This is a genomic window from Thermaerobacter litoralis (assembly GCF_054654595.1).
This window is the reverse complement of the sequence record NZ_BAAIES010000006.1, coordinates 23,490-47,448: the sequence shown is the minus strand read 5'-3', so window position 1 is coordinate 47,448 and position 23,959 is coordinate 23,490. Positions and strand designations below refer to the sequence as shown.

The window sequence follows — 23,959 nt, the reverse complement described above, 5'->3', positions numbered from 1 at the left end:
CTACTCGTTCGAGGGACTCCTTCTCTTTGGTGTACGGGCTAGGTCAGCTACCATGAGCGGGATAAGCCCCCAAGGCTCTACTAGATACCGCCGCCACAGGCGCCGAGGCTCGGAGATAAGCCGGTAAAACCACTCTAACCCGAGCGGGCCTATCCAGCGGGGCGGCGTGGGGATGGCGCCCGCTACATAGTCAAAGCAGGCTCCCGAGGTAAGCACCGCATTAGCCTTGATTCTCTCCCAGTTGTCAAGAACCCAGTGCTCCTGCCGTGGCATGCCCATACCCACCAGAAGCACATTCGGTCCATACGCGCCAATGAGGTCCAACACCCGCTCATTTTCTTCGCCGTACATGTCAAAGTAACCGTGATGGGTCTCGAGCTGTAAACCGGGAAACTCCTTACGGAGCACCTGAGCCGCCTGATCCGCTACGCCCGGTTTCCCCCCGAGGTGGAATACCCGCCAGCACCGCTTTGCCGCTTCTGTCATCAGGGGGCGAACCCAGTCCACGTAGGTCACTCGGTGCCGGGCCTCCAAGGGGTAGCCGAGGAGACGGCCCCAGTAGACAAGGGGCATGCCGTCGATGTGAATCGCGGTGGCCCGCTCGTAAAAAGCACGCATCTTTGGGTCGCGGTGATACAGGTACACGCTGTGCAGGTTGTGGTGGCCAATGAGAACCCGACTCCCTTTGGCCACTGCTGCGGCGATCAGTGCATTGAGTTCATGAATACTCACCAAGTCAACTTGTACGCCTAGTAGGGTAAGCCGTGCCATACTTGTCCTCCAGAATCGCCTCAATTTTGGGAATCATCTCTGATATACGGGCTTCCCAGCTATGCTTGGCCACAATTTCTGCCCGAGCCCGTTTGCCCATCCTGGGCCAGGCCTCTCGCTCCGCGTAGGCCCGCCAAAGTGTACGCTTTAGGTCATCTACGTTGCCTGGATCGAACAGGTAGCCGGTCTCGCTCTCTCGGATGAGCCGCTTAGCATCCGTGAATTCCGCAGCAACCACGGGTTTGCCCATGGCCATGTACTCGTATAGCTTTAGGGGCGAGTGGTACATTGTTCCTACTGTAAGTGGCACGTGGCCGGAGTAGGTCAGGTCAAAGCCGGCAATGTAGCTGGGTATCTGATCCCAGGGCATACGGCCCATGAAGCGCACACTGTTAGCTACGCCTAGAGTCCTGGCTAATTTTTCCCACTCGACGCGCATGGGCCCATCGCCTACTATCACAACGCTATACTTCACGCCTTCGCGTTCAACCTCTGCGACGGCACGGATAAGGGTGTCCACCCCTTGCCAAGAGTGGAGCGTTCCCACGAACCCAATGACAGGTGAAGGGAATACTCTTATAGGCCGTACAGTAGCAGGATTAAACCGCTGCACGTCAACACCGTTGGGAACAACGATGATCTTCTCGGGATTCAGGTTCACTTCCTCAATCAGTAACTTCTTCAAGGATTCACTAACGCAGACCACGACATCAGCAGCGTGGTAGGCTTGCTTTTCCAGATAGCGCTCCACCTGGGGAAGAGCGAGTGTCAAGCGGTCAGAGGCCGCTTCCTTATAAAACAGTCCGTTAGTTTCGAGAATCCAAGGCACTCCCTGCCGCCGGAACCATTTGCCCAATGCTTGAAACGCGGCAAAACGCTCGTATACCCAGTCAACTGGCATTAGCTCCCGCACAGCTCGGCGGCCATTAGCCATGCATATCCCAATGCGTACCAGGTCAGCCGCCAGGCGCCTGAGGTAGCTCCGGTGAAGGGCGTGCTCGGCCTCTTGGCTCACCCAGCTTGGCGGCACACGGTCCCCCACGATGAAGCGCTTGACGTCCCACCCCAAGCGCTCAAATGCTTCCACGATGCCCAGTACATGCGCTCGCGGCCCGGAAGCGGCGGCTTCGGAACGCGTGGAGACTCGGGGAGCCCCGGAGAGATAACCGAGTTGCCTCTTCATTCCTTCATAACCCCCGGTACAAAGACATTGCAATTCCGTCCCCGCGAGGTAAGGAATCCCGTCTCCAACGGCGACGTGCTGGATTCCGTCAGGGTCTAGCGCCAAGCCAGCAGCTCGTTCAAATGTAGCGCAAATGCGAGCGCCTACATGCGAACACTCATGCAGTAGTGTCTCTAATCATCTCGTAAAAACCTTTTGTTCGCCGCGCTATCACGTCCCAATCCAGTCTCTCCAGTGCAGGTCTTCCTGCGGGCTTACCTTGTTCAAGTGCGTTCTGTATCGCTTCAGCTGATAGGGGAGGATCAAAAAGGCGAACCCACTGGTTCCCCAGAAGAGACTGCAACTCTCGCATACTTCCCATGCTAGGAACCAGTACAGGTAGATCAAAAGAAAGGCCAAGCAACGCTGAGCCGGAATTCAAGATTTCTGTGTACGGCAGAATCATCAAATCGGCTGCTCTCAAATAATATTGCAACTCCTCATCCGGAACGAACCGCGGGAAGAACCGAATTCGATCATCACCATGAGCGAGGCTGAGTAGGTGCTTGAGATAACTATCATTCAATGGCTTACCGGCTATTAGCAGACGCACACGAGAGCCGGGAAGGAATCGAAAAGAATCTATTAATGCTTCTACTCCTTTATATGGACGTATTTGGCCTAAAAACACAAGCACGATGTCGGAAGCAGATAAACCAAGGTAATTCCTTGCTTGATTCTTGTCAACGTAATCAGGGTAAACTCCCCAATAGTGGCCATGAGGTATCACGGAACTCGGAATCTTGGAAAGCATTGGATACTTAGAGCGGGCCAAATGTAGCGACATCTCGGACAAGTAAATAGCTGCATCTACATGCCTCAAAAATTCTCTATAATACCACTTGAGGACTGAGTCGGATGGTTTCTCGTGTGGCTCCAGGTTATGTACTGTCCACACAACTTTTGCGCCGCGTGCCCTATGCAATCGGATTAATGAAAACAAGGCCTCAATCTTCAAATAGCTTACAATGCTCCACCTATTCAATGGCTGCTCTGGCCAGTGAATGTGCAGAATATCATATGTTTTCCACCAACATCGCCAACGATCAAGGTCTTCAACGTGACAACCCAGTTTTTGAAGTGATGAGTACAGCAAGTAGTTATAAGGATTGTGCTTCCTATTCTTGAATGCGGGCCATGCAAGGATGCGCATGTCTCCTCACCATTTCTCCTCATGTGTGAGTTCGTTATCCGACTGTTGCTCGTTGACATACGTCTACACCAGGCTACTCTTGTGGAGGAAGGCCAAACCGAGCACCTCCGACCTACCGGCGGGCGTGGGCGCTGAAGGTGAATCCGGACAAACCCCAGCGGCCGGTTCGCGCAGGCTCAAAGAGTTCACGGAGCTTTGACTCCAACCACTTACGCCTTCTTCATCAGGTCCGCAACCCCCTCTCTGGGTGGTGCCCGGCGGCTCACTCGGGGTCGCCCGTACGAAGCGTGGGATACCGGCATTCCGAAGATGGCGACCTAGGCGTCTCTGAACTGGAGTCGTTGGCCGCCCTTGATGTCTTCGGAATGGGTCAGGGATGAATCGCATCAGTAGAGTTATCGGTCTCCGGACCTCGTTGGGTGGCGAACGCAGCGTACCCCGAACGCGATCGAATCCTGAATCCGTGCGGTAGGGTCGCCACAACCAAACAGGTTGCTCATGCGCACGGGGCCAGGCGCACCCTTTACGCTAGTGAGGAAACTACCGGTCCGGGTAATCGTGATTCGATCTTGTGTTGCGGCGGTATTTTTCTCCTTTGGACTGATGTTCCAGACGCTCAAACAGACGGCCAAAATCATCAGCGTCCATATACTCCATGATACCGATATGATATTTTCCGTCATATTATGGACAAGAAAAACAGTCGTGACAAGAAAGTCGCTCACTGACCACACGTCACCGGATATCAAACCAGCCATCAACCGCCGCGTCGTCTTGATAAAGGTCATAATCAAGAATCCCAATACGATCGTGCCTACCCCTAGACCATACGCGAGGAATATATCTATGTAACCGTTATGGCCTTGAGACGGAATCCATGGCAAAAGACGTTCGCCGGTCTCCAATGCAAACGACGTCCAAAATGCCTCATAACCAAAGCCCAAGAACGGACGCGTGCCGAGCAATATTCTGATACTAGAAGACCAAAGCGGTACCCTTCCTGTCATGGTTAGATCGAGGTCTGTGTCGAAGTATGTTGCCACCCAAATGACCCAAGATGAACTCGCCAATGCGCTTAGCATAACTAAATAAGCAAATAGCGTTGCCGCATACCTTCGTCGCACCAGCGCTAACAAGCACAATAGGACAAGAAGTAGCACAGAAAGAACAAGGGCCGTTTTTGAGTCAGAACCAAGGACATTAACAACACCTAACATCAACAGCATGGCAGAAAGTGTTGGTCGAACGGTTCGTGTAACCGTCCCAGCGATTACAAGGGTCATGTGTAGAACAGCAAAGCTACCGAGAGCGTTCTTGTGCAGGAATACACCACGCCACGACCCATAATGAATCGATTGGGACAGTCCATATTCGGGAGCCGCTGCTACGATTATGATCGAGAGAAACATTATCACAGTTGTGGCCGCGAGAGACATTTTGAACGTTAACACAGTACGATGGCGTACCACCCATACTGCACATAAATAGGTAACAAATGCTACCAGCGCTTTTCTGGCAGTTAGCGCAGGATCAACAGACCATGCAACCGTAAGAAAAGGCAGCCACACGAAGAAAGCAGCTGGCCAGCTAACATAATGCTGCGCCATATAACGAGGCTTCTTCGCCAAGAGGAGCATAGACCACAGGATGACTGGGCATAACAAGAGAATGCGAACCAAGGCCAGCGTTCGATCACTCTCTATCGGGACACCCTGGTCAATGTACAAATAGCCCAACTGAGCGCGACGCCATAGAGGAAACACTGCATTTCCGTATGCCACAATTAGAGCGAAGATGGTGATTGAGTGCACCGTTTTGCGTAAAGACATTTTGCAAAATCATCCCTTCCACAGCTTCTTCATACACCAGATAACGCCCCTAATCGCTTTCGGTCTCATGTGGGGCTGAAACAGCCAATTAGCAACGTCCTTCGCCCATGGATTTGGACAGAATGAAAGAACAATAAACCATGCAAGCCAAAATAACTTGCTAGGAATAGGGAGCGCGCTCAAACTTACGGCCTTCAATCCAGCCAACGTTACGTTAAGGAGTGTGTCTTCCTTAAACGGATGATTGGTCGGTTCGAGTTTCATGCTAGCTAAGCGGGCCGCCAAGTGATTGGGATTTCGCGATAGGAGCTTGGTTGGCACAATAGTGGCGTGGGCCAAATGGGAGTAGTTCTTCAGTAACTTAGCCTTTTGGAGATCATGCAGCAAGTAGAACCTTAGGCGGCCGGGGCGTAACCCCGTCCACGCGTTACTGCCGTGAACCCTGTACATTCCCAAAACCTGATTGATGCTGATGATCTTGCCGAATAGTGGGGAAAGTGTAAGTAGGTATCCATCCGCAGAAATGCGGAAATCTTCTTCTGGTATAGGCATGACTTGAATGAGGAAGGTCCTCGAATATGCATTGCCGGAAGTTGGTGGTGTGATATATCGGCCGCATGTCAATAGGTCGCGTAGCACCGACTCATGATTTGGTAATGACTGGCTTGGGATCGTGTAAGCGAGCGACACGTTATGTTCGTCGATCGCACCTAGTAGGTATTGAACCTTGCTACAAAGGGGCTCCATACGGAATGAGTTTACAACCGTTTCGACGGTCGTTGTTGTTAACATATCGTCGGAATCTAAGAAAATAACGATCTCGCCAGATGATCGGGCAAAGCCCGCATTAAAGGCGGAGGCTTGTCCACCGTTGTCCTTGAATACTGGTATAACCTTCCCCTGTGATGCATATTCCTCGATGATCTCCCGCGAGTGGTCAGTAGATCCATCGTCCACAACTACAACCTCCACGTTGGTGTAGGTCTGGTTTAAAGCGCTTTCGATGGCGTCCCGCAGAAAACGTCCATAGTTGTAATTGTCAATAACAATGCTGACCAACGGTTTATCCATGCGCCGCCCCCCTGAGTGTTGCCCGGTAGTCCCTGATGACATGCCACGTGCGTGGGCAGAGAAGTAGTAAGGCGATTGGCAGGCCGGCGACCGGCCCCGCGACCGGCCAGAACAGTCCTATGCCAAACGCTAGGGTCCATAATCCTGCCGGGCCGTAAGCGGGTCGGCCGATCCGCCGGACTAACTGGGAGTGAATCACCGTGTAGCTGACTAGCGCCATTATCTCCGCCCATGCGTAGCCTTTGACCCCCAAGTGGGGCACGAAGAATGTGGCCGCAAGGAAAAGTAAGACGATGTGGACAAGGTGAAACCAGGCCACCGCCCAGTTCTCCTTGTATACGTAAAGCGCTGAGGAGTGCAAGGCAAATAGGGCGTTCACTAGAACTCCGAGAGCCACGAACGGATAGACTTCCATCACGCCGTTCCAGCGCGGTCCAAAGACTCGGTCCAAGATGGGGGGCCCTACCAGGGCAAAGGCAAACAGCACCGGCCCCATGGCAAGGACTTGGAGTCGCATCCCTTCCTCAAGGGCTAGAAGGAGTCGGGCGCGGTCCGCCTGTAGCCGGGCCAGGCCTGCAATGGAAAGCCGCCAAGTAACCGACTTGACGAAGGAGAGCATCTCCACGAGCCGCATCGCCAGGGCCACCAACCCCACCGCCTCCGCCCCAGCAAAACGGCCCACCACGAGGGGGTTGACCAGGGGCCGTAGCTGCCAGATCCAGATGGAAGCCGAATAACTAAGACTGTACCCCAGTATGGCTCGGACGCGGACGGAATCTAGAAGCAGACGGGGACGATAACCGGCAAATCGGTAAAGGAGGGCAAAGATTAGCCCGTGCTGCGCCCACCAGCCCGCCACCGGGGCCCACACTCCTACCCCCAGGAGAGCCAACGGCACCGCCACCACTATGAACCCCGCCTGGCCCAAAAGCTCGACCGTGGCCACGGTACGATAAGCCAGATCCCGTTCCAACTGGGCCAGGGGCACCAGTGCAAGCAGCTGAAGGGGCAATGCCAGAAAGACGACACGAGCCACTGGGGCCAGGTCCACGATCGATGTCCACCTGGCCAGGAGAGGGGCCAGGGGCATGGCAAGGAGGGCTGCAAATAACGAGGTGCACAGTAGGAGCGTGAAGGCTTGGTGATAGTCCCCAATCTCGGGTTGCTCCGCGCGTCGGATTAGGTAGACCCCGATCCCCAGCTGGCCCAGGTTATAGGCAAAGGTGGCTACCCCCACCGCAGCCGCGTAGGTTCCATAGGGTCCGGGGCCGATCGTCCGGGTCACCAGGAGCACCGTCATGAGGGAAAGAGCCATCCCCAACCCCTGGCGGACGGCCAGGTATACGCCTCCCTGTAGAACCTGAGCCCGGAGGCTCAAACCACCACCTCCTGAAAGTAGACGCAGTTCTCTCGAGTCGCGTCGTCGGGTTTGGGTCCCACTCCTTGCCAAGACGGTGCGCCGACCGGTCGGCTGGGCCAGCTATGCCGGCAGGCCGGCTTCTCCACGGTTCTTTCGCTGAGGGAATGGACATGATACGATAACAAGAGGGGGTGCCCCCTGTGTGTTGCCTTCCCACCTCGTTATATCCAACGGGCCGGGGAGCTGCCACTTCTGAATTTCCACGAAGTTCGGAAGATCGCACAAGCTTCGTGAGTCGGGATATACCGGAAGTAGAGTTGTTCGGTATCGCAAGATGACGAAGTATGCCCAGTCGACTACGCCAGAAATCACCAGTCGTAGCCCCTTTTTCGCAAGGCGGTGGGTTCCGCTGGTTATCGCCATCGCTGACGCGGTGGCGCTCCAATGTGCACTGTTGTTGGGTGGGATCACACGGCTGGTGTTCGGCCGTTGGATGCCCATCAGGGTCGAGCCGGAGCAGTTTGAGACTGTCGCTCTGGCCGTTCTCCTTCTCCCCCCGATCCAGGCCGTATGGGGCATGTATCCCGGCTACGGAACGGGACCCGTAACGCGGCTGCGCGAGCGGAGTTATGCTATCCTGAGCTTCTTTGCCGCCCTGGCGGCCTGGGACTATCTGGTGTACTATGGGAGCCTGTCCTGCGGAATGCTGCTGTTCGCGACCGGATACGCCTTGATTCTCGTTCCCTTGTTCGAGGCCCTGGTTCGTGAAGGGCTAGTACGGCTTCGTGTGTGGGGGCAGCCAGTGGTGATCCTTGGTGCCGCACGGACGGGGGCCCTGGTTACGCGCCTTCTCCGGCGAAACCCCGGCCTTGGTTTCGTTCCGGTGGCATTGTTCGACGACGACCCGTCCAAGCAGGGACGGGTCGTCGAAGGGGTTCCCGTCGTTGGAACGCTTGACAAGATCGGCCAGTGGGCAGGCCGGGTGCAGTTGGCAATACTGGCCATGCCGGGGGCAGGACGCGATCGCGTTGTCCGCCTTGTGCGGGATCTGCGCTTTCCCCGTGTGATCGTGGTTCCGGACTTGTTCGGAATGGAAAGCCTTTGGGTGGACGCAAGGGACCTCGGCGGGCTGCTCGGGCTTGAGATCCGTAAGAATCTCTTGCGAAGGCGAAACTGGGTCCTCAAACGTCTCGTGGACTACGGTGTGGGGATTCCGCTCTTTCTCGCGAGCTTACCAGTAATCGCACTATTGGCGCTGTGGGTCAAACGGGTAAGTCCCGGGCCGGCGTTCTTCACCCAGGAACGGGAGGGCGCAGGGGGCAAGATCATCCACGTCTGGAAACTCCGCACCATGTATCCTGACGCCGGGGCCCGGCTCGAACGCTACCTGGCCGAGAATCCCGAGGCCCGGGAGGAGTGGGCACGGTACTATAAGCTCAAGAACGACCCCCGGATTTTGCCCGGGGTGGGCCACTTTCTCCGCCGGACGAGCTTGGATGAACTGCCCCAACTATGGAACGTACTCCGGGGGGAGATGAGCCTCGTGGGGCCCCGGCCTTTTCCCCGTTATCATCTCGAGGCTTTCTCGCCCGAATTCCGCGAATTACGCCGCCGCGTGCCTCCCGGGATGACGGGGCTCTGGCAAGTCGCGGCGAGGAGTGATGGAGACCTCAAAGCACAAGAGGCTCTCGATACGTACTACATTCGCAACTGGTCCATCTGGCTCGACTTTTATATCCTGGCGCGAACATTGTGGGTGGTCGTTTCTGGCAAAGGAGCCTATTGACATGGGGGTTGATCTGGTTGGAGCGGGAGCCTTCGGTCGATGAGATCGAGCTTAGGGACTTGGTTGTGCCCGTAATGCGACGTTGGCGGGCAGTGGTTGCCATCGTCATGACGGCCATCTGCCTGGTGGTGATGCGCCTTATCGTCGCGACGCCACAATACGAGGCCCGGGCACGTTTGATCGTGCTGGCGCCCAACCAGGCTGTGACCGATCTGCAGACGCTACAACTCTACCGCAATTTGGTACCGACCTACGAGGAGGTTCTTTCCAGTCGGCGCGTAATGGACGCGGTCCGCCGAGAACTGGGGCTGCAGTGGTCCGACAATGAGTACGAGGATAGAATCCGGATCAAACCGAACGAAAAAGCGCAAACGCTCGATGTACTCGTCCGGGCAGACTCACCGCTGGAAGCAGCCCGCATCGCAACGGGCGCGGCCCGAGTCATGACGCAAGTGGCGGCCGAGGTGATGCAGGAAGATAGGTTGCAAGTCTTGGATCCGGCGGTTCCCCCTGAAAAGCCCGTCAGCCCGCGCATCATCCTGGAGCTCGTGCTCGCCATCATGCTGGGAATGATGGTGGGGGTCGGCGTGGCGTATCTGCTCGACGTCTTCGATCGGCGAATCCGCGACGAGGCGGCGGTGGAACGGCGGCTTGGCTTGCCCGTCCTTGGTGTCATTCCTCACATTGATTCCTGAGGAAGGAGGCCCCGTCTTGTCGGAGGCATTCGAGCCCGAAACCGCCCGCGAATGGCGCCGCGACCGGACCGAACGGACCACTCGGTCCCGTCCATCGCATCCATATTATGAAACCGGGGTACTCACAGGGATGCAATCCCACTCGCCGGCCGTTGAGGCCTATCGGCTGGTGCGGACGAACCTGCAGTTTCTGGCAGTGGACAAGCCACTACGCAGTATCATGATCACGAGCGGCTTGCCTGGTGAGGGCAAGTCCCTCACTGCGGCCAACCTTGCCCTAAGTTTTGCAAACGCCAGCAAGGCCACGGTTCTCGTTGATGCCGACATGCGGCGGCCGGTGCAGTCATCTCTGTTTGGCTTGCCCAACGTCTACGGGCTGTCGGCCGTCCTTGCGGGGTCCTGCACTCTTGACGAGGCATTGCAGCAGGTGCCGCGCTCGAAGAACCTCTGGGTTCTGCCTGCTGGTCCGCCTCCGCCGAACCCGGCGGAGTTGCTTGGCTCCCGGCGCGCCAGGGAGCTGTTTGCCAGTCTCGCCAGCGACTATGACGTTGTAATCTATGACACCCCGCCGCCGGTCATGGTGGCCGATCCCTTGGTCCTGGCACCCCAAGTAGATGGTGTGATTCTAGTGGTCAGCGCGGAAAACTCGGACTATGTCCAGTCTCAGAAGGCCAAGGAGGCTTTGGAGAAGGTGGGTGCTCGCATCCTAGGGGTTGTCCTCAATGATGTGCCGCTTAAGCAGATGGGTTATTACGCGCGCTACTACCGGCGGCGTTGAGTGTTGAGCCTCAACCAACGCGGCACAACAAGGGGCGGGTGACAACGCGAGGAAAAGTAGTATAAAAATAGAAGAGCAGGCTCCGTGCCCCCGAATTCAGCCCGCAAGCCGCTCGGAGTGTGGGAGCGCTGCCTCAGTGGAGTCCGATGGATTGCGCCATCCATAAGAGAGCAAGCATGCCGCCGACGGCGCTCATTCCGAGGAGAACGAGAATAACCTCCCGGAGTAAGGCTCGCTCGGAGCTGGACAGCACCTCCTCGGGAGTCAGGCGGTCATAGCGCTGCTGCCGCAGGGCCTTGACGATGATGCGAAAGAACTTGGCCAACAGCGTCGCCTCCGTTGCTTTTATTAATGTCGAAATTTGTTGCATATTGCCGAATACGTCTATTCGCGGGAAGAGATCAGTCTCCTGTAGCCGCTGTGGCTTGCCGCATAAATTCGAACCCACGATCTAAATTGGCCTGAGTTGAGGCGGGGCCTGGGTTTCACCCCCGGTAGCGGGAGAGGAGGAATTCCCTTGGCTTGGCTCGGTGACACGCCCGAACCCTCGCCATCGTCGACCGCAGGGCCTTCCCGCAGGTCTTCCGCCAACACCGGTAATCGGGATTCATCTCGACCTGTTTACCCCGTCCGCCATGCGTTCAACGTCCGTGTGCCCATGCGGGATGGGATCACCCTGTCGGCGGATATCTACCGTCCCGATGTCCCGGGCCGCTTCCCCGTGATCCTGGCCCGGACGCCCTACAACAAGAATTCGCAACGGGCCTGGCATTACGGGAACTTCTTTGCCCAGTACGGTTACGTCTTCGTCTGGATGGACGTGCGGGGGCGGGGGGACTCGGATGGAGAGTTCGTCCCCTACCGCAACGACGCCCGGGACGGCTATGACGCCATCGAGTGGCTGGCCCGCCAGCCGTGGTCCACCGGTGATGTGGCCACCTGGGGCGGCTCGTATCTCGGGCGCATCCAGTGGCTCACCGCCCTGGAGAAGCCGCCGCACCTCAAGGCCATGATCGTCCACGTGACGCCGTCGGACCCCTATGTGGAGTGGCCAACGGGCACGCCCGGGCCCATGCACGTGTGCTGGAACCGCATGACCGACGGCCGGCTTCTTCAGTACGTGGACAAGATCGACTGGATGAAGGTGTACGGGCACCTGCCGCTGCTGACCATGGACGAGGCGGCGGGGTTCGTGAGCCGGCACTGGCGGGAGGACTGCGCCCACCCCACGCTGGATGGGTGGTGGGAGCCCTTGCGCTACCAGCACCGGTTCCACGAGATCGACCTGCCGGTCCTCCACGTTTCGGGCTGGTACGACGACGAGCAGATCGGCACGCCCCTCAACTTCGCCGGCATGGTGAAGCACGCCCCCAGCGAGCGGGCCCGGCGGGGCCAGAAGCTGATCATGGGGCCCTGGGGGCACCAGGTGAACGCCGGCCGGAAGCTGGGGGAGGTGGACTTCGGGCCCGACGCGGTGATCGACCTCGATGGGTATGAGGTCCGGTGGCTGGATTATTGGCTAAAGGGCATCGACAACGGCATTGGCCAGGAGCCGCCCGTGCGCCTGTTCATCATGGGCGCCAACTACTGGCGGGACGAGCACGAGTGGCCCCTGGCCCGCACCCAGTGGACCAAGTTCTACCTGCGCAGCGGCGGCCGGGCCAACAGCCGCTTCGGCGACGGTGTGCTCTCCACCGAGCCGCCGGCGACGGACGAGCCGCCGGACGTCTACCTCTATGACCCGGCCCGGCCCGTGCCTTTCATCACCGACCCGCTCTCCAGCCAGATCGGCGGTCCCGACGACTACTCCGCCATCGAGACCCGGGGCGACGTGCTGGTCTACTCGACGCCGCCCCTGGACCGGGACGTGGAGGTCACGGGGCCGGTGAAGCTGGTGCTGTACGCCTCCTCGTCGGCGGTGGATACCGACTTCATGGCGAAGCTGGTCGATGTGCACCCCAACGGCTTTTGCCAGCGCCTCTGCGACGGGATGGTGCGGGCGCGGTTCCGGGAGGGGATGGATAAAGAGGTCCTGATGGAGCCGGGCAAGGTCTACCGGTTCGAGATCGACCTCTGGAACACGGCCCAGGTGTTCAAGGCGGGGCACCGGATTCGCCTGGAGATCGCCTCCAGCGCCTTCCCCAAGTACGACCGCAACCTGAACAACGGCGAGCCGCTGGCCACCTCCACGCGCATGGTGGTGGCGGAGAACCGGGTGTGGCACACGCCGGCGTGGCCGTCGCATTTGATCTTGCCGGTGATCCCGGAATGAAACGGCGCGCCCCCGAACGGGGGCGCGGATCGTTATAGCGGTCAAGGGTTGCCACGCGTTAGGACCGCGTCAAGCTTCGATAGGCGGATCCCCCGGTCGGTTTCTCCGTTATGCCACAGAGGGGCTTGCCAGGCGGCGGAGCACCCGCACCCACTCTCGGTCCGAGTGCGGCCCGTAGAGCGCCGGAATCCGGGCTCGCAGCCACGTGGCAGCCTCTTCGAGTTCCGCCAGGGACGGCGGGTGGCGGAGGACCGCGCGTTGGGGCGCCGACGGGGCGGGCCCCCCATGGCGCCGACGCCAGGCCGGCCGGGTAAAGCGGTCGAGTTCGTTGTTCGCTCGAGCCGCCAACAGGCGGGCCAGGTGCCGGGCCCCTCGCTCGCTCCACGCTGCCCCGCGCCGCTTCATCCGCCGAGCGAGCACGTGATAGTTCTCCGCCTCGATCGCGCCCAGCCGCCGGGCTTCCGGGTTCGCGACGATGCCGTCCCAGTGGTTCTTCAAGTACTGCTTCAGTTCTTGGACACGCTCGCGCGCTTCGCCCCGCGCCCGCCGGGCAGCGGCTTTCAGGATCGCCTCCACCTCGGCCCACGGCTTGCCCTCGGTCAGGGCCTCCGCCAGCTGCTGGTGGGCTTCCGCGTCGTGCCGCAGCCCCCGCCGCATGGCCCGTTTCAGGTGGAACGGATCGAGGCGATACGAAGCCCGCGGAAGGTACTCCAGCACCTTGCGGATCCACGGTGCCCCGTCGCCCCCCACCGTGCACTGGCCGACCCGCGACCAATCCCACTCCCCTGCAAAGGCCGCCAGCGCCTCCTCGATGGACGCCGTCCCTTCACCCACCGTCACGTGCACCCGCCGGTTCTTCAGCACCGTCCGCCCGCGCGCATCGGTCGCCTTGCCCTCATACGCCACGGCATGCATCAGCGCGATCCGCTCTTTCTTCCCATCCGGCCCACGACGGCGGCCCCGGACGAGCAACTCGTCAAACTCCATGTCCACGGCCGCCGCGGCCCGGCGCCCGGCCGGAACGTCGCCCCGATCAAAAACCGCGTTCCGCTGCGCTTTGGCCTCCCGGTCCGCGAGGGCCCCAGCCGCCTGGACGTCCGCCCACAGGGCCATCGGGCTCAGCCGCACGCTCCCGCACGTCACCCGCTCCAGCCATGCCGCCGCGGCCCCAAACGGCACCTGGGTGCACAGCTCCGTCCCCAACTCCCGCACCAGGGGGGAGTACCGCTGGCGCGGCTCCAGCCCCAGCATCTCATCGAGCAAAAACCGCCGCTCCCCGCTGTGCCGGTCCTTGTAATACCGCCGCTCCCACCGGATCTCCCCAAACCACGTCAGCAGGCTACGTGCCTGCCGGTTCACCGACTTCCACCGCTGCCGATCCCGCTGCTCCATCAGCTGCTGATCCAGCGCCTCTAGCGCCGTGGCCAGAAGCTGCCGGGCCGCATCCTGCGTCCCCTGGGCCACCTCGTATTCCAGCGCCCGAAAGTCCGGCGCCTCCCGAAGCGCCTTCTCCACCACCTGGGCCAGCCGCAAGGTGATCTCAAACAGTTGGCGAAATACCCACATGAGAGACCTCACCTCCACCTTGAGCGGGGTGAACCGTTGTCCCCCGTGGGACAACCTGGTGAGGTCTCTCCTTCGTTTTTGGACCTCCCAGCACCTACCGAAACTTTAGGCAGTCACGCGTTAGAGGTAACGAGTGCAGAAATCCCGCGCGGTGACGATCTCGACTCCCTGGTACTGTTCCAGTGCCAGGAGATGGCGGTCGCCCGATACGACGGCTGCCGCTCGGCCGGCGACGGCGGCCTCCAGGACCCGGTTGTCTGCCGGGTCTTCACGAATGACGTGGACGCGCTCCTGGGGTACAACTAGGTGTTCCGGACGGTAGAGCCAGGCGAGGACCAGCGGGAGGGAAGGGTGGTTGCGGACGGGCGCCAGCTTGGGGTCGCCCAACACCCGTTCGAGTTCGCTCAGCAGTTCGGCGGTGGTGATCAACTGGTGGCGGCCTTCCCGCAGCGCCAGAAAAATGTCGCGGGGCGGGCCCGCCCAGCCGATCGCTGAAACCAAGGTGTTGGTGTCCAGAACGACCCTCACCGCGGATCACGCCCGTCGCGCGCCGCGCGGATGGCATCGTTAATGACGTCGGGGGAGAGCTGAGCGGCCTCGACCGCCTTGCCGATGGCGTCGAGCGCTCGCTCGAAGGCGAGCCGGGCGTAGTTCTCCTCGATGCTCTTGAGGCGCTGGAATTCCTCGGCGGAGAGCAGGACGGCCTCGCCCGTGCCACGGCGGGTGATCACCACGGGCTGACCTGTGCGTCGAACTTCCTCGAGGAGGCGACCCAGCTCACGGCGTGCTTCCTCGACGGTCATGAGCTTAAGCATGAGGTTCACCTCGAGGTTCGTCTGTAGTTTCATCTTGAAGACTTCGCGGGACGCGGTCAAGGGTATGACGCAGAATGTCATCCTCCCAGCGGCATCCTGTGGTATCATGTTTCCAGTCGTTCTGGGCTGGTCCAATTCGACTGGATTGGTCGTTTCGTTCCTTCCCACCGGGTGGTCGCCGCGGTATGGGCCGGTGTGACGGGATCCACCGCAAGGCGGAATGGTGAACGCTGGCCCCTGCTTCGGTTGCGGGGAGCAGGGTGGGCAGGGGAGAGGATTTTTGTTTCCCGGGGAGGGCGATGTTCGGTGCGCATCACGGTGTTAGGGCTCGGGTACGTCGGCGCCGTCGCCGCGGCGGCGCTGGCGCGGGACGGTCACCAGGTGCTGGGGGTCGACGTGGACCCCGCGAAGGTCGACCGGTACCGCCGGGCCGAGGTGCCGTTCTACGAGCCGGGGCTCGAGGAGCTGGTCCGGCAGGGCGTGGCCGCGGGGCGGCTGCGCTTCGCCCTGGCCCAGGAGGTGGAACCGGGCGGGCTGGGTGATTTCGTCTTCATCGCGGTGGGGACGCCGTCCCGGCCCACGGGGGCGGCAGACTTGAGCCAGGTGGAGGCGGCCCTGGCCTGGGTGGTGGAAAAGGCCGGTGTGATGCCGGGTGCGGCGGGTATGCCGGCGGCGGCGGTGGCCGCCGCCCTGGACGATGGGGTTGATGGGTTCCGGGACGACGGGGCTGAAGGGCTGGAAGCGCCGGAGCGGGACGGGGTCCGCCGCGGCCCCATCGTGGTGATGAAGAGCACGGTCCCGCCGGGTACGGGCCGGCGGCTCGGGCATCGGTACCTCGGTCCCGCCGGGATTTCCTATGTGTCGAACCCCGAGTTCTTGCGGGAGGGCAGTGCCGTCCACGACTGGTTCCACCCCGACCGGGTCGTGGTGGGCAGCGACGACCGGGCGGCGGCCGAGCAGGTGGCGGCCCTGTACGCTGGCTATGGGGCGCCGGTCCTGGTCACCGACACCACCACCGCCGAGATGGTCAAGTACGGCGCCAACGCCTTTTTGGCGACCAAGATTTCCTTCATCAATGAGCTTGCCAACATGTGTGACCGGGTGGGCGCCGACGTGGAGCAGGTGGCCCGGGGGATCGGGCTCGACCCCCGCATCGGCGGCCAGTTCCTCCGCGCCGGCCTCGGCTACGGCGGTTCCTGCTTCCCCAAGGACGTGGCGGCCCTGGACCACCTGGCCCGGCTCTACGACTACCCCTTCGAGCTCTTGCGGGCGGTGATCGCCGTCAACGCCCGGCAGCGGCTGCTTCCCCTGTACGCGCTGCGGGAGGTCTTCGGGTCCCTGGCGGGGGTTTCGGTGGCCGTGCTGGGCCTGGCCTTCAAGCCCCACACCGACGACGTGCGGGAGGCGCCGGCCCTCGACCTGATCCCCCTGCTGGTCGAGGAGGGGGCCGACGTGCGGGCGGCCGATCCCCAAGCGGTGGAACGGGCCCGGCCCCTGCTGCCCGGCAGCGTCCGGCTCACCCCGTCGGCCCTGGAGGCCCTCGACGGGGCCCAGGCGGTCGTCCTGGCGACCGAGTGGGAGGCGTTCACCCGCCTTGACTGGGCGGAAGCGGCCCGCCGGATGGCGGCGCCGCGGTACGTGTTCGACGGGCGCAATGCGCTGGACCCAGCCCGCATGGCGGCTTTGGGGTTCCGTTATCAAGGCGTGGGGCGCGGCCGGTGGGCGGCCTCGGGCCGGACGGCGGCGGTGTCCGAGGGCGACGGGCGCGTGCCTTTTGCCCAGGTGGAGGGGGCAGCGGCGGGCACCGGCGCCTGAGACCGGGCGGCCGCGCCCTTTGGACCCGGCGGCCGTGCCCTTCGACCCGGCGTGGCGGGGCGATGAAGGCGGCTCACAGCTCCCAGGTAGAGCCTGAGGGCCCTGTCCGCCTCGCGTTGCTCGCGTTGCCCGAGGCGGGTGAGGGCTCGCCGCGGGGGTTGTGGGGGTTGCAGGGGCGCCGGCGACAGGCGTGGGTCTAAAATGTGTGGACGCAAGTGGATGTACGATGCAAGTGGATGTAAATCGATGGGAGGACGGGCGGCGTGCGGGTGCTGGTGACGGGTGCGGCGGGCTTTATCGGTGCCCATGTGGTCGAATTCCTCCTGACGGGGCGGGCTGGCGGCTGGCAGCCGGGAGGGTGGCCGGTTCCTCCGACCCTTCCGGCGCCGGCCGCCCCGGCGGTCGAACCGGCGGGCGTGGCCGCCGCCGGTGAACCCAGCGGTGAGGGCGGGGCCGCCGCGGGTGAGGGCCGGGCGGAAGGACAGGGAGAGGCCGCGGGACCGGGGGCCGAAGGGTGGGCCGGTGCCGGAGGACCGGGTGGCGCCGGCTTGCCGCCAGCGGTTCCGATCCCCGCCCACGACTTGCTGGCCGTCGACGACTTCTCGGCGGGCCGCACGGAGCGGGTGGCCGGGGTGTCGGTGGAGCGGCTCGACATCACCGACGCGGCCGCCGTGGCCGCAGTCTTGCGCGACTTCAGGCCCGACGCGGTGATCCATCTGGCGGCCCAGGTCAGCGTGGAGCGGTCCCTGGAGCGGCCGGACCTGGACGTGGACGTCAACGTCTACGGGACCCTGAACCTTTTGCGGGCGGCGGTGGCGGCAGGGACGCGGCGCGTGGTGTTCGCCTCGTCGGCGGCGGTGTACGGCAACCCCCAGCGGCTGCCCGTGGACGAAGACCACCCGCTGGCGCCGCTTTCGGTCTACGGCCGGTCGAAGCAGACGGCGGAGTGGCTCGTTGAACAGTATGCCCGGGGCGCGGGGCTGGAGGCTGTGGTCCTGCGGCTGGGCAACGTCTACGGGCCGGGGCAGCGGCCCGAGACGGGGCCGGTGGTGGCCCGGTTCTTCCTGGACGCCCTGACGGGCGAGGGGCCGGTGATCCACGGCGACGGGCGGCAGACGCGGGATTTCGTCTACGTCGCCGACGTGGCCCGGGCCTTCGCCCTGGCCCTGACGGGGCCGGCGGGGATCACCGTCAACGTGGCGGGCGGGATGGCCACGGCCGTGGGCGACCTGGCCCGGCGGATCTGCCAGCTGGTCCAAGGGGCGCCCGCCCTGCGCTACGGTCCGCCGCGGCCGGGCGACATCCGCCACAGCGTGCTGGCCAACGACCGGGCCCGGCGCCTGCTGGGCTGGGCGCCGGCCGTGGACCTGGATGCGGGGCTGGCCGCCACCTTCCGCTGGTACCGGGAGCAGGTGGTCCCGGACGGGGCTTCCGTCACCCTCCCCGTCACACCTGGCCGGTGAACCAGGCGACGAGCACCATCCCCACCACCAGGGCGAGAAGGAACAACATCAGCAGGGTCTCTCGCAAAAGCTCCCAGTTGGCCGGGTTGACGGCCGCCTCGTGGGGCGAGTCGGGCGGCTCGCCCACCAGGAAAACCTTTTTAAGGGATTCCAGGATGACGCGGATTACCTTGCGCATGTTCGCTCCCCTTTGCCGAGACGCCGAGAGTCGAACCGTGTCAGGTTTTGTCGAACACCAACCGAAGGAAATCATTTCGGTGTACCGGCCGGGATCCCTGTAGCCACTGTGTCTACATGGCTCCCCAGGGCAGGAAAATGTGGCCAGGGACGAAGGGGGTCGGGGGCGAAAGGGACCCCCGGTGAAGGTGCAGAGACGCCGCGGCGCCAGGGGGCCGCGGGGGCCGCGGTGAGAAGGAACCTCACAGGGGGACAGGGACCCCGCGCACCGCAAGGAATCCCAAGGCGAAAGGGAGGGATCGGCATGGCGGGCAACGGCAAGGACGGGGCGGCGGTGGCGCCCTTTCTCCGGGGACGGGTGGAGGGCGCCGGTCTCCTGCCGTCGGTTTGGTGGCGGGGCCTGCAAGAGGTCCGGGAGATGGCCGATCGCTGGGCCGGGGATCTGGAGGCCGACGCCTTCTGGTGGGTGCCGGGGGCGGCGATGAACCCCATCGGCGGCCTTTTGCGGCACATCGCGGGGTCGAGCCTGCGGCTCCTCTGCTACGCGGTGGGGGAGCCGGTGCCCGATGAGCTCCGGGCCCGGGCGCGGGAGGAGCTGCCGCCTTCGCCGGAGCTCGAGCCGGCTGCGGTGCTGCGCCAGTTCCACGAGGAGATGGGCCGGGTGCAGGACCGGATCCTCCGCCTGACGGACGCCGACCTGGCCGCCACCCGCACCGTGGGCCGCCAGCAGGTGCCGGCGGAGGCCGCGTTCATCCTGCACCACCTGGTGGAACACGCCCAGCACCACATGGGGCAGATCATCGTCCTCCGGAAGCTGTGGAACGCGAGGCACATGTAAGTTCGGTCCCCGATGCGCCGCCTCGGGCACGCCGCGGGCTGGGGCGTGGCGGTGACGGCCTCGTCCGGGGCGGAGCCCAGCGGGGACGGAGGCCGGCCCTTCGTCCGATCATTCGTCCAATCAAAGGTGGAGCCGGAAGTAAAGGCCCTCCTCCCGCATGCCGGCGGAGCGGTAGAGCTGGTGCGCCACCTGGCGGTGATAGCCCGACTCCAGCGTCACGCTCCAGCAGTTCCGCTCTCGCGCGAGCTCGAAGCCCCGCTGGAGGAGGGCCTTGCCGATGCCGAGGCCGCGGGCGGAGGCGGTGACGATCAGGTCGGGGATCCACGCCTGCGGCCTCACGTGGTTGAGCCGGTCGCGGAACTCCAACGACATGAAGCCGACGATGCGGCCGTCCAGCTCGGCCACCAGGGAGGCGGTGTCGGGGCGCTGGATGTGCCGGAGGTACACGGCCCGGGCGGCCGCTTCCGCCTCCGCCGGGACGGCGGGGCGGCCGAGCTCTTCCAAGAGACGGGTGACGGCCTCGAAATCGCCGGGCTCGGCCAACCGGATGGTGATGGCAGGGCGATCGGTGGTCACGTTGGGGGCTCCCTTCCAAACCAGACTCTTTGTTTCGCCCTTTGGTTGCGTCCGTCCCATCCCCACCGCGGGCCGGCGACCCGGCGATCCGGGGGGCGGGGGCCCGCCGGCCCGCGGGGGCTGGGTCGAGGGCGGGGACCCGGCGGGCTGCTGGGTGCGACCGGCCGGGCTAGCCGCCGCTCCCCGCACCCGGTGCGCCGCCCGACCCCAACGCTTTCCGGTAGGCCGCCACCGGGTCGTCCGGCAGGTTCCACCCGAACTGTCGCAGCGTCGCGGCCAACGCACGGACGAACCGCTCGCCCTTCTCGGGCCGGGCGTTCTCGCCCATGTGGCCGGCCCGCCAGACGCGGCCGGCGGCGTCCCCCCAGCTGCCGGCCATGAGGACGCCGTGTTCTTCCCACATGAAGCGGCGGATCTCCTGTTCGCGGGGGCGCAGGTCGTCCGGGATGAGCCAGGCGGTCACCGCCCGGGCGGCCGCCCGCGGCTCGGGGTACAGCTCGAGACCGGCCGCCTCGCCTGCGGCGCGGATCGCCCGCGCCAGCCGCTCGTGACGAGCCAGGCGCTCGGCCTCGCCCTCGGCCAGGGCGTCCGCGACGGCCGCATACAGGGCGTAGACGTCAGAGGTCGACGGGGTGTAGGGGAACTCGCCCTTCTCCAGCCACAGGTCCTTCCACAGCCGCAGGTTCAGGTACACGCCGCGGATCGGGGTGCGGCGCCGGGCCATGGCCTCCCAGGCGGCGGGGCTGACGCTCAAGAAGGCCAGGCCGGGCGGGGCGGAGAGGGCCTTCTGCGAGCCGCCCAGGACCACGTCGGCATGCCAGGCGTCGGCCTCCAGGGGCTCGGCGGCGATGGCGGAGACGCTGTCCATCACCGTCAGGATGCCGTGCTCGTGGAGGACGGGCAGGATCTGGTCCACGGGGTTCGTCAGGCCGGTCGGCGTCTCGCAGTGGACCAGGGTCGCCAGCTTGAAGGGCTTCTGGTCCCGGAGGAACCGGCGCAGGGCGTCCGGATCCAGGGGCCGGCGGTCGGGGGCCTCGAAGACGGTGACCTCGGCGCCGTAGTCCCGGGCGAAGTCGGCGAAGCCGTGGCCGTAGAGGCCGTTGGCCAGGGCGAGGACGCGGTCGCCGGGTTCGACCAGGGAGGCGATGGCCGCCTCGAGGCCCAGCAGGCCCTCGCCGGCCAGGATCAGCACGTCGCTCCGGGTGTGCAGGAGCTCCTGCAGCCCGGCGCAGGTGGCGCGGTACAGGGCGGCGAAGTCCGGGTCCAGGTCCGAGTTGGCCACGGGCAGGGCCATGGCCTCCCGGACGCGGGGCGAGACCTCCGTGGGGCCGGGGGTGAAGACCAGCCGCTCTTCCAGGCGGCGGGCGAAGGCGAGCAGGTTCGGGTCCATCGCGGGTCCTCCTCGTCCTGGCGCCGGGGCGCCGGGGCATCGCCGGCCCCCCGGGCCGGTCCGGTGGTCTCCATCGAACCGGTTTACGCCCCCATGTTAGCGCAGAAGGCGGATGGCGGGTGGGGGCCTGCGTCCGGTTCAAGGGCACGCCCGTCCCGCCCGCTCCCCACGGCTGGATCGGCTGTTTGGTCGCCTCGGGGGAGGTGAGGGGGATGCGGCGGTGGCTCGCGTGGGAGGGCGGGTGGTACTGGCTTTGCACAGCCGCAGGTGCGGCGATCTTGATACGACCGCAGGTGCGGCGACCTTTATGCAGCCGCGGGTGCGGCGGTCCTGCTGCTTTTTTGGTGATACTACCTGCTCGCCATGACCCGACGACCGTCACCGCCGCCGGTTGACCCGCCGCCTCCCCAGCCCCGGGCGCGAGGACGCCCGGGCAAGGCGGCCGCTGCCGCGGTCGCCGGAGGGCCTGCCGGGCTCGGGCCCCGGCGGGTTCAACCTGCCGCGGCCCCGCCCGCCGGCGTTCGGCCGGCCGCGGCCCGTCCCGCGGGCGGCGGGCTCGCCGCGGCCCCGCCCGGGGCCGGTTCGTCCGCCTTGGACCACGACCGGGCGCCAGGGGGAGGACCGTCCGCCCGCCCCCAGCAGCCCAGGGCCAGCGTCCAGGTCGGTTCGGTTCGCCTGCACCTGGGGTTCGTCGCCATCTGCCTTTCGGAGAAGGATTGCTCGCCGGCGGGCAGCCTGACGGCCACCGCGGCCTCCCGCCTCGACGCCGAAGCACGGCGCTACCGGCTGCGGGAGATCGCCCGCCGCAACCTGGACAACACCCTGCGGATCCTGTTCTTCCTCAAGGCCCACGGCATCCGGCTCTACCGCATCTCCGCCAACCTGATCCCCCTGGCGACCCACCCCCTGACCGAGGGCTGGCGGTGGTGGGACGAACCGGACCTTCAGGACGTAGGCCGCCGCATCGGCCGGGCGGCCCGGGAGACAGGGGTCCGGCTGAGCTCCCACCTGCCCGAGGTCTGCGGCCTCGGCAGCGAGAGCCAGTTCCGCTGGCTGCGGGCCTACCTGGACTACCACCGCCGCCTGTTCGACCTCCTGGAATTGGACGAACGGGCCAAGATCGTGATCCACGTGGGCGGGCGCCGGGGGCGGAACTTGCCGACGCCCGGACCGAGGGGACGAGATGGGCACGGAAGCGGGGGACGGGATGGGGACGGGGCAGGAGTCGGGCGGGGAGGCGCCGGGGCCGGCCCGCGGGCCATCGACGAGACGGCCACCCGCCACCTGGAGCAGCTGGACGGGTGGGCCCGGTCCCGGCTGGTCCTGGAGAACGACGACCGGACGGTGGACATCGCCACTGCCCTGGAACTGGCGGAACGGTTCGGCCTGCCCGTGGCCTTCGACTGGCACCACCACGTGTGCTGCCCGCCGCCTGGCTTTCCCGACCCCCGGAGCGGGGAGGGCCTGGCGGCGCTGCAACCCCTTCTGGTCCGGACCTTTCGCCTGTGGCGGGACCGGCCGCCGAAGATCCACCTGTCGAGCCCGCGGGATGGCAAGAACCCTCGGGCCCATGCCGATTATGTCGACCCAGCCTTCATCGCGCCGCTGCTCGAGGTTTTGGCCCGTCTGGACGTCGGGGAAGTCGATGCGATGGTCGAGGCCAAGAAGAAGGACCTGGCCCTCTTCCGGTTGGTGCAGGATTTCTCTGGCAGGTGAAAGGGACTGCATGTCGATACCTCGGACGTCAGCGGCGAAGGGCTGCCCACGTCGCAAAACGATTCGTGAGCAGGGGGTACGCGGCGGGGGATGGGGGCCGGGTCACCGGGCCCCGTGCCACAACCTCAGACGACCTCCTCGGGCCTAGCAGCCGCGGTGCCCAGTGCCAGGATGTCGTCGGCATCGACGCTGCAGACGGCGCCTTCCCCATGGGCCACCAGGCCGGCCAGCAGGCAATCCACGAAGGCTTTGTCCGACCGCATCCATAGCATGACTGCGCGCTCCAGCGCTTCCACGGGATGCACGGTGCGTACGCCGGGAGCACTGAGAATCAAGAGCAGGTATTCGGCGGCATCATGACGGGACCACCCGAACCGCCGCGTGAGGACGTAGGACACTTCGTGGAGGACGGCCGGTTCGACCCACCCTTCGATGGTGCCCGCTTCGAGGGCGGCGAGAACGCGGCGGCAAGCCTCACTATGGGCGTCACGAAGCTGGGCATGGATGAAAAGGTTGCGGTCTCCTTGTTGGCGTTTGCTTGGTGGGCAGCCGGCTCATCGACGCCTTCCGCGGCCAGTTCGCTTTCCATTTGCCCACGGGCGGAACTCATGTCGAAGTGGTCGAGGTCGATCCGCGGGAAGTCCAAAAGCGACCGCCGGGAAAGAA

At 64.0% G+C, this 23,959-nt stretch carries 21 protein-coding genes and 1 pseudogene; 8 read left to right on the top strand and 14 right to left on the bottom strand.

The features are described from left to right. The 6 genes from ACYQ02_RS04530 to ACYQ02_RS04505 all read right to left on the bottom strand — a co-directional run bounded on the left by ACYQ02_RS04530 (position 1) and on the right by ACYQ02_RS04505 (position 7,424). Positions 1–771 carry a WecB/TagA/CpsF family glycosyltransferase gene (locus ACYQ02_RS04530; protein ID WP_460039253.1) on the bottom strand — a complete coding sequence of 257 codons (771 nt, stop codon included), beginning with the start codon at positions 769–771 and terminating at the stop codon, positions 1–3. Beyond that, complete coding sequence (locus ACYQ02_RS04525) at positions 737–1,954, bottom strand: glycosyltransferase family 4 protein (protein WP_460039252.1); 1,218 nt, start codon at positions 1,952–1,954, stop codon at positions 737–739. The genes ACYQ02_RS04530 and ACYQ02_RS04525 overlap by 35 nt, the downstream gene beginning before the upstream one ends. Before the next feature lie 157 nt (positions 1,955–2,111). Continuing rightward, complete coding sequence (locus ACYQ02_RS04520) at positions 2,112–3,146, bottom strand: glycosyltransferase (RefSeq protein ID WP_460039251.1); 1,035 nt, start codon at positions 3,144–3,146, stop codon at positions 2,112–2,114. A gap of 395 nt (positions 3,147–3,541) precedes the next feature. Then, positions 3,542–4,753, bottom strand: a complete 1,212-nt coding sequence (locus ACYQ02_RS04515; RefSeq protein ID WP_460039250.1) for an O-antigen ligase family protein — start codon at positions 4,751–4,753, stop codon at positions 3,542–3,544. A 231-nt stretch (positions 4,754–4,984) separates the two neighbouring features. After that, a complete protein-coding gene (locus ACYQ02_RS04510; RefSeq protein ID WP_460039249.1) occupies positions 4,985–6,046 on the bottom strand; it encodes a glycosyltransferase family 2 protein in 1,062 nt (353 codons plus the stop codon). Next, on the bottom strand, positions 6,039–7,424 hold the full coding sequence (locus tag ACYQ02_RS04505; RefSeq protein WP_460039248.1) for an oligosaccharide flippase family protein: 1,386 nt from the start codon (positions 7,422–7,424) through the stop codon (positions 6,039–6,041). The genes ACYQ02_RS04510 and ACYQ02_RS04505 overlap by 8 nt, the downstream gene beginning before the upstream one ends. 316 nt (positions 7,425–7,740) lie before the next feature. Between ACYQ02_RS04505 and wbaP the strand changes: the two genes are divergently transcribed. The 3 genes from wbaP to ACYQ02_RS04490 are packed head-to-tail and all read left to right on the top strand — an operon-like array spanning position 7,741 to position 10,665. Continuing rightward, a complete protein-coding gene (gene wbaP, locus ACYQ02_RS04500) occupies positions 7,741–9,192 on the top strand; it encodes an undecaprenyl-phosphate galactose phosphotransferase WbaP (protein WP_460039247.1) in 1,452 nt (483 codons plus the stop codon). Between the two features lie 17 nt (positions 9,193–9,209). Then, on the top strand, positions 9,210–9,887 hold the full coding sequence (locus tag ACYQ02_RS04495) for a YveK family protein (protein ID WP_460039246.1): 678 nt from the start codon (positions 9,210–9,212) through the stop codon (positions 9,885–9,887). Positions 9,888–9,903: 16 nt separating this feature from the next. Further along, the gene (locus ACYQ02_RS04490; protein WP_460039245.1) at positions 9,904–10,665 is read left to right on the top strand and encodes a CpsD/CapB family tyrosine-protein kinase; all 762 of its coding nucleotides are present in this window, start codon (positions 9,904–9,906) and stop codon (positions 10,663–10,665) included. Positions 10,666–10,798: 133 nt separating this feature from the next. On the opposite strand, the gene ACYQ02_RS04485 is transcribed toward ACYQ02_RS04490, so the two are convergent. Beyond that, positions 10,799–10,990 carry a hypothetical protein gene (locus tag ACYQ02_RS04485; RefSeq protein ID WP_460039244.1) on the bottom strand — a complete coding sequence of 64 codons (192 nt, stop codon included), beginning with the start codon at positions 10,988–10,990 and terminating at the stop codon, positions 10,799–10,801. A gap of 333 nt (positions 10,991–11,323) precedes the next feature. Between ACYQ02_RS04485 and ACYQ02_RS04480 the strand changes: the two genes are divergently transcribed. Next, positions 11,324–12,937, top strand: coding sequence for a CocE/NonD family hydrolase (locus ACYQ02_RS04480; RefSeq protein WP_460039243.1), 1,614 nt, complete (start codon positions 11,324–11,326; stop codon positions 12,935–12,937). A 108-nt stretch (positions 12,938–13,045) separates the two neighbouring features. Here the strand turns inward: ACYQ02_RS04480 and ACYQ02_RS04475 are convergent, their stop codons facing one another. The 3 genes from ACYQ02_RS04475 to ACYQ02_RS04465 form a co-directional block, all read right to left on the bottom strand. Beyond that, positions 13,046–14,503, bottom strand: a complete 1,458-nt coding sequence (locus ACYQ02_RS04475) for an ISLre2 family transposase (protein ID WP_460038723.1) — start codon at positions 14,501–14,503, stop codon at positions 13,046–13,048. A 120-nt stretch (positions 14,504–14,623) separates the two neighbouring features. Continuing rightward, positions 14,624–15,031, bottom strand: a complete 408-nt coding sequence (locus ACYQ02_RS04470) for a putative toxin-antitoxin system toxin component, PIN family (protein WP_460039242.1) — start codon at positions 15,029–15,031, stop codon at positions 14,624–14,626. Then, positions 15,028–15,399, bottom strand: a complete 372-nt coding sequence (locus ACYQ02_RS04465; protein ID WP_460039241.1) for a type II toxin-antitoxin system Phd/YefM family antitoxin — start codon at positions 15,397–15,399, stop codon at positions 15,028–15,030. The genes ACYQ02_RS04470 and ACYQ02_RS04465 overlap by 4 nt, the downstream gene beginning before the upstream one ends. A gap of 225 nt (positions 15,400–15,624) precedes the next feature. On the opposite strand from ACYQ02_RS04465, the gene ACYQ02_RS04460 reads away from it, so the two are divergent. Beyond that, positions 15,625–17,133 (top strand): UDP-glucose dehydrogenase family protein, encoded by a 1,509-nt coding sequence (locus tag ACYQ02_RS04460; RefSeq protein ID WP_460039240.1) that lies wholly within the window; start codon positions 15,625–15,627, stop codon positions 17,131–17,133. A gap of 263 nt (positions 17,134–17,396) precedes the next feature. After that, entirely contained in the window at positions 17,397–18,596 is a 1,200-nt protein-coding gene (locus tag ACYQ02_RS04455) for an NAD-dependent epimerase/dehydratase family protein (RefSeq protein ID WP_460039239.1), read from the top strand. Here ACYQ02_RS04455 and ACYQ02_RS04450 read toward each other — a convergent pair. After that, positions 18,580–18,774 carry a hypothetical protein gene (locus ACYQ02_RS04450; protein ID WP_460039238.1) on the bottom strand — a complete coding sequence of 65 codons (195 nt, stop codon included), beginning with the start codon at positions 18,772–18,774 and terminating at the stop codon, positions 18,580–18,582. The genes ACYQ02_RS04455 and ACYQ02_RS04450 overlap by 17 nt on opposite strands. Before the next feature lie 303 nt (positions 18,775–19,077). Between ACYQ02_RS04450 and ACYQ02_RS04445 the strand changes: the two genes are divergently transcribed. Beyond that, positions 19,078–19,611 (top strand): DinB family protein, encoded by a 534-nt coding sequence (locus ACYQ02_RS04445; RefSeq protein WP_460039237.1) that lies wholly within the window; start codon positions 19,078–19,080, stop codon positions 19,609–19,611. 120 nt (positions 19,612–19,731) lie between these two features. Here the strand turns inward: ACYQ02_RS04445 and ACYQ02_RS04440 are convergent, their stop codons facing one another. Together ACYQ02_RS04440 and ACYQ02_RS04435 are read right to left on the bottom strand one after the other, a co-directional pair. Beyond that, positions 19,732–20,187, bottom strand: a complete 456-nt coding sequence (locus ACYQ02_RS04440) for a GNAT family N-acetyltransferase (protein WP_460039236.1) — start codon at positions 20,185–20,187, stop codon at positions 19,732–19,734. Positions 20,188–20,356: 169 nt separating this feature from the next. Beyond that, the gene (locus ACYQ02_RS04435; RefSeq protein WP_460039235.1) at positions 20,357–21,577 is read right to left on the bottom strand and encodes a pyridoxal-phosphate-dependent aminotransferase family protein; all 1,221 of its coding nucleotides are present in this window, start codon (positions 21,575–21,577) and stop codon (positions 20,357–20,359) included. 591 nt (positions 21,578–22,168) lie between these two features. On the opposite strand from ACYQ02_RS04435, the gene ACYQ02_RS04430 reads away from it, so the two are divergent. Then, complete coding sequence (locus ACYQ02_RS04430; protein WP_460039234.1) at positions 22,169–23,293, top strand: hypothetical protein; 1,125 nt, start codon at positions 22,169–22,171, stop codon at positions 23,291–23,293. A gap of 125 nt (positions 23,294–23,418) precedes the next feature. On the opposite strand, the pseudogene ACYQ02_RS04425 reads toward ACYQ02_RS04430, so the two are convergent. Further along, positions 23,419–23,802 (bottom strand): annotated as a pseudogene (locus tag ACYQ02_RS04425) (PIN domain-containing protein); the annotation flags it as partial. Positions 23,803–23,959 lie beyond the last annotated feature (157 nt).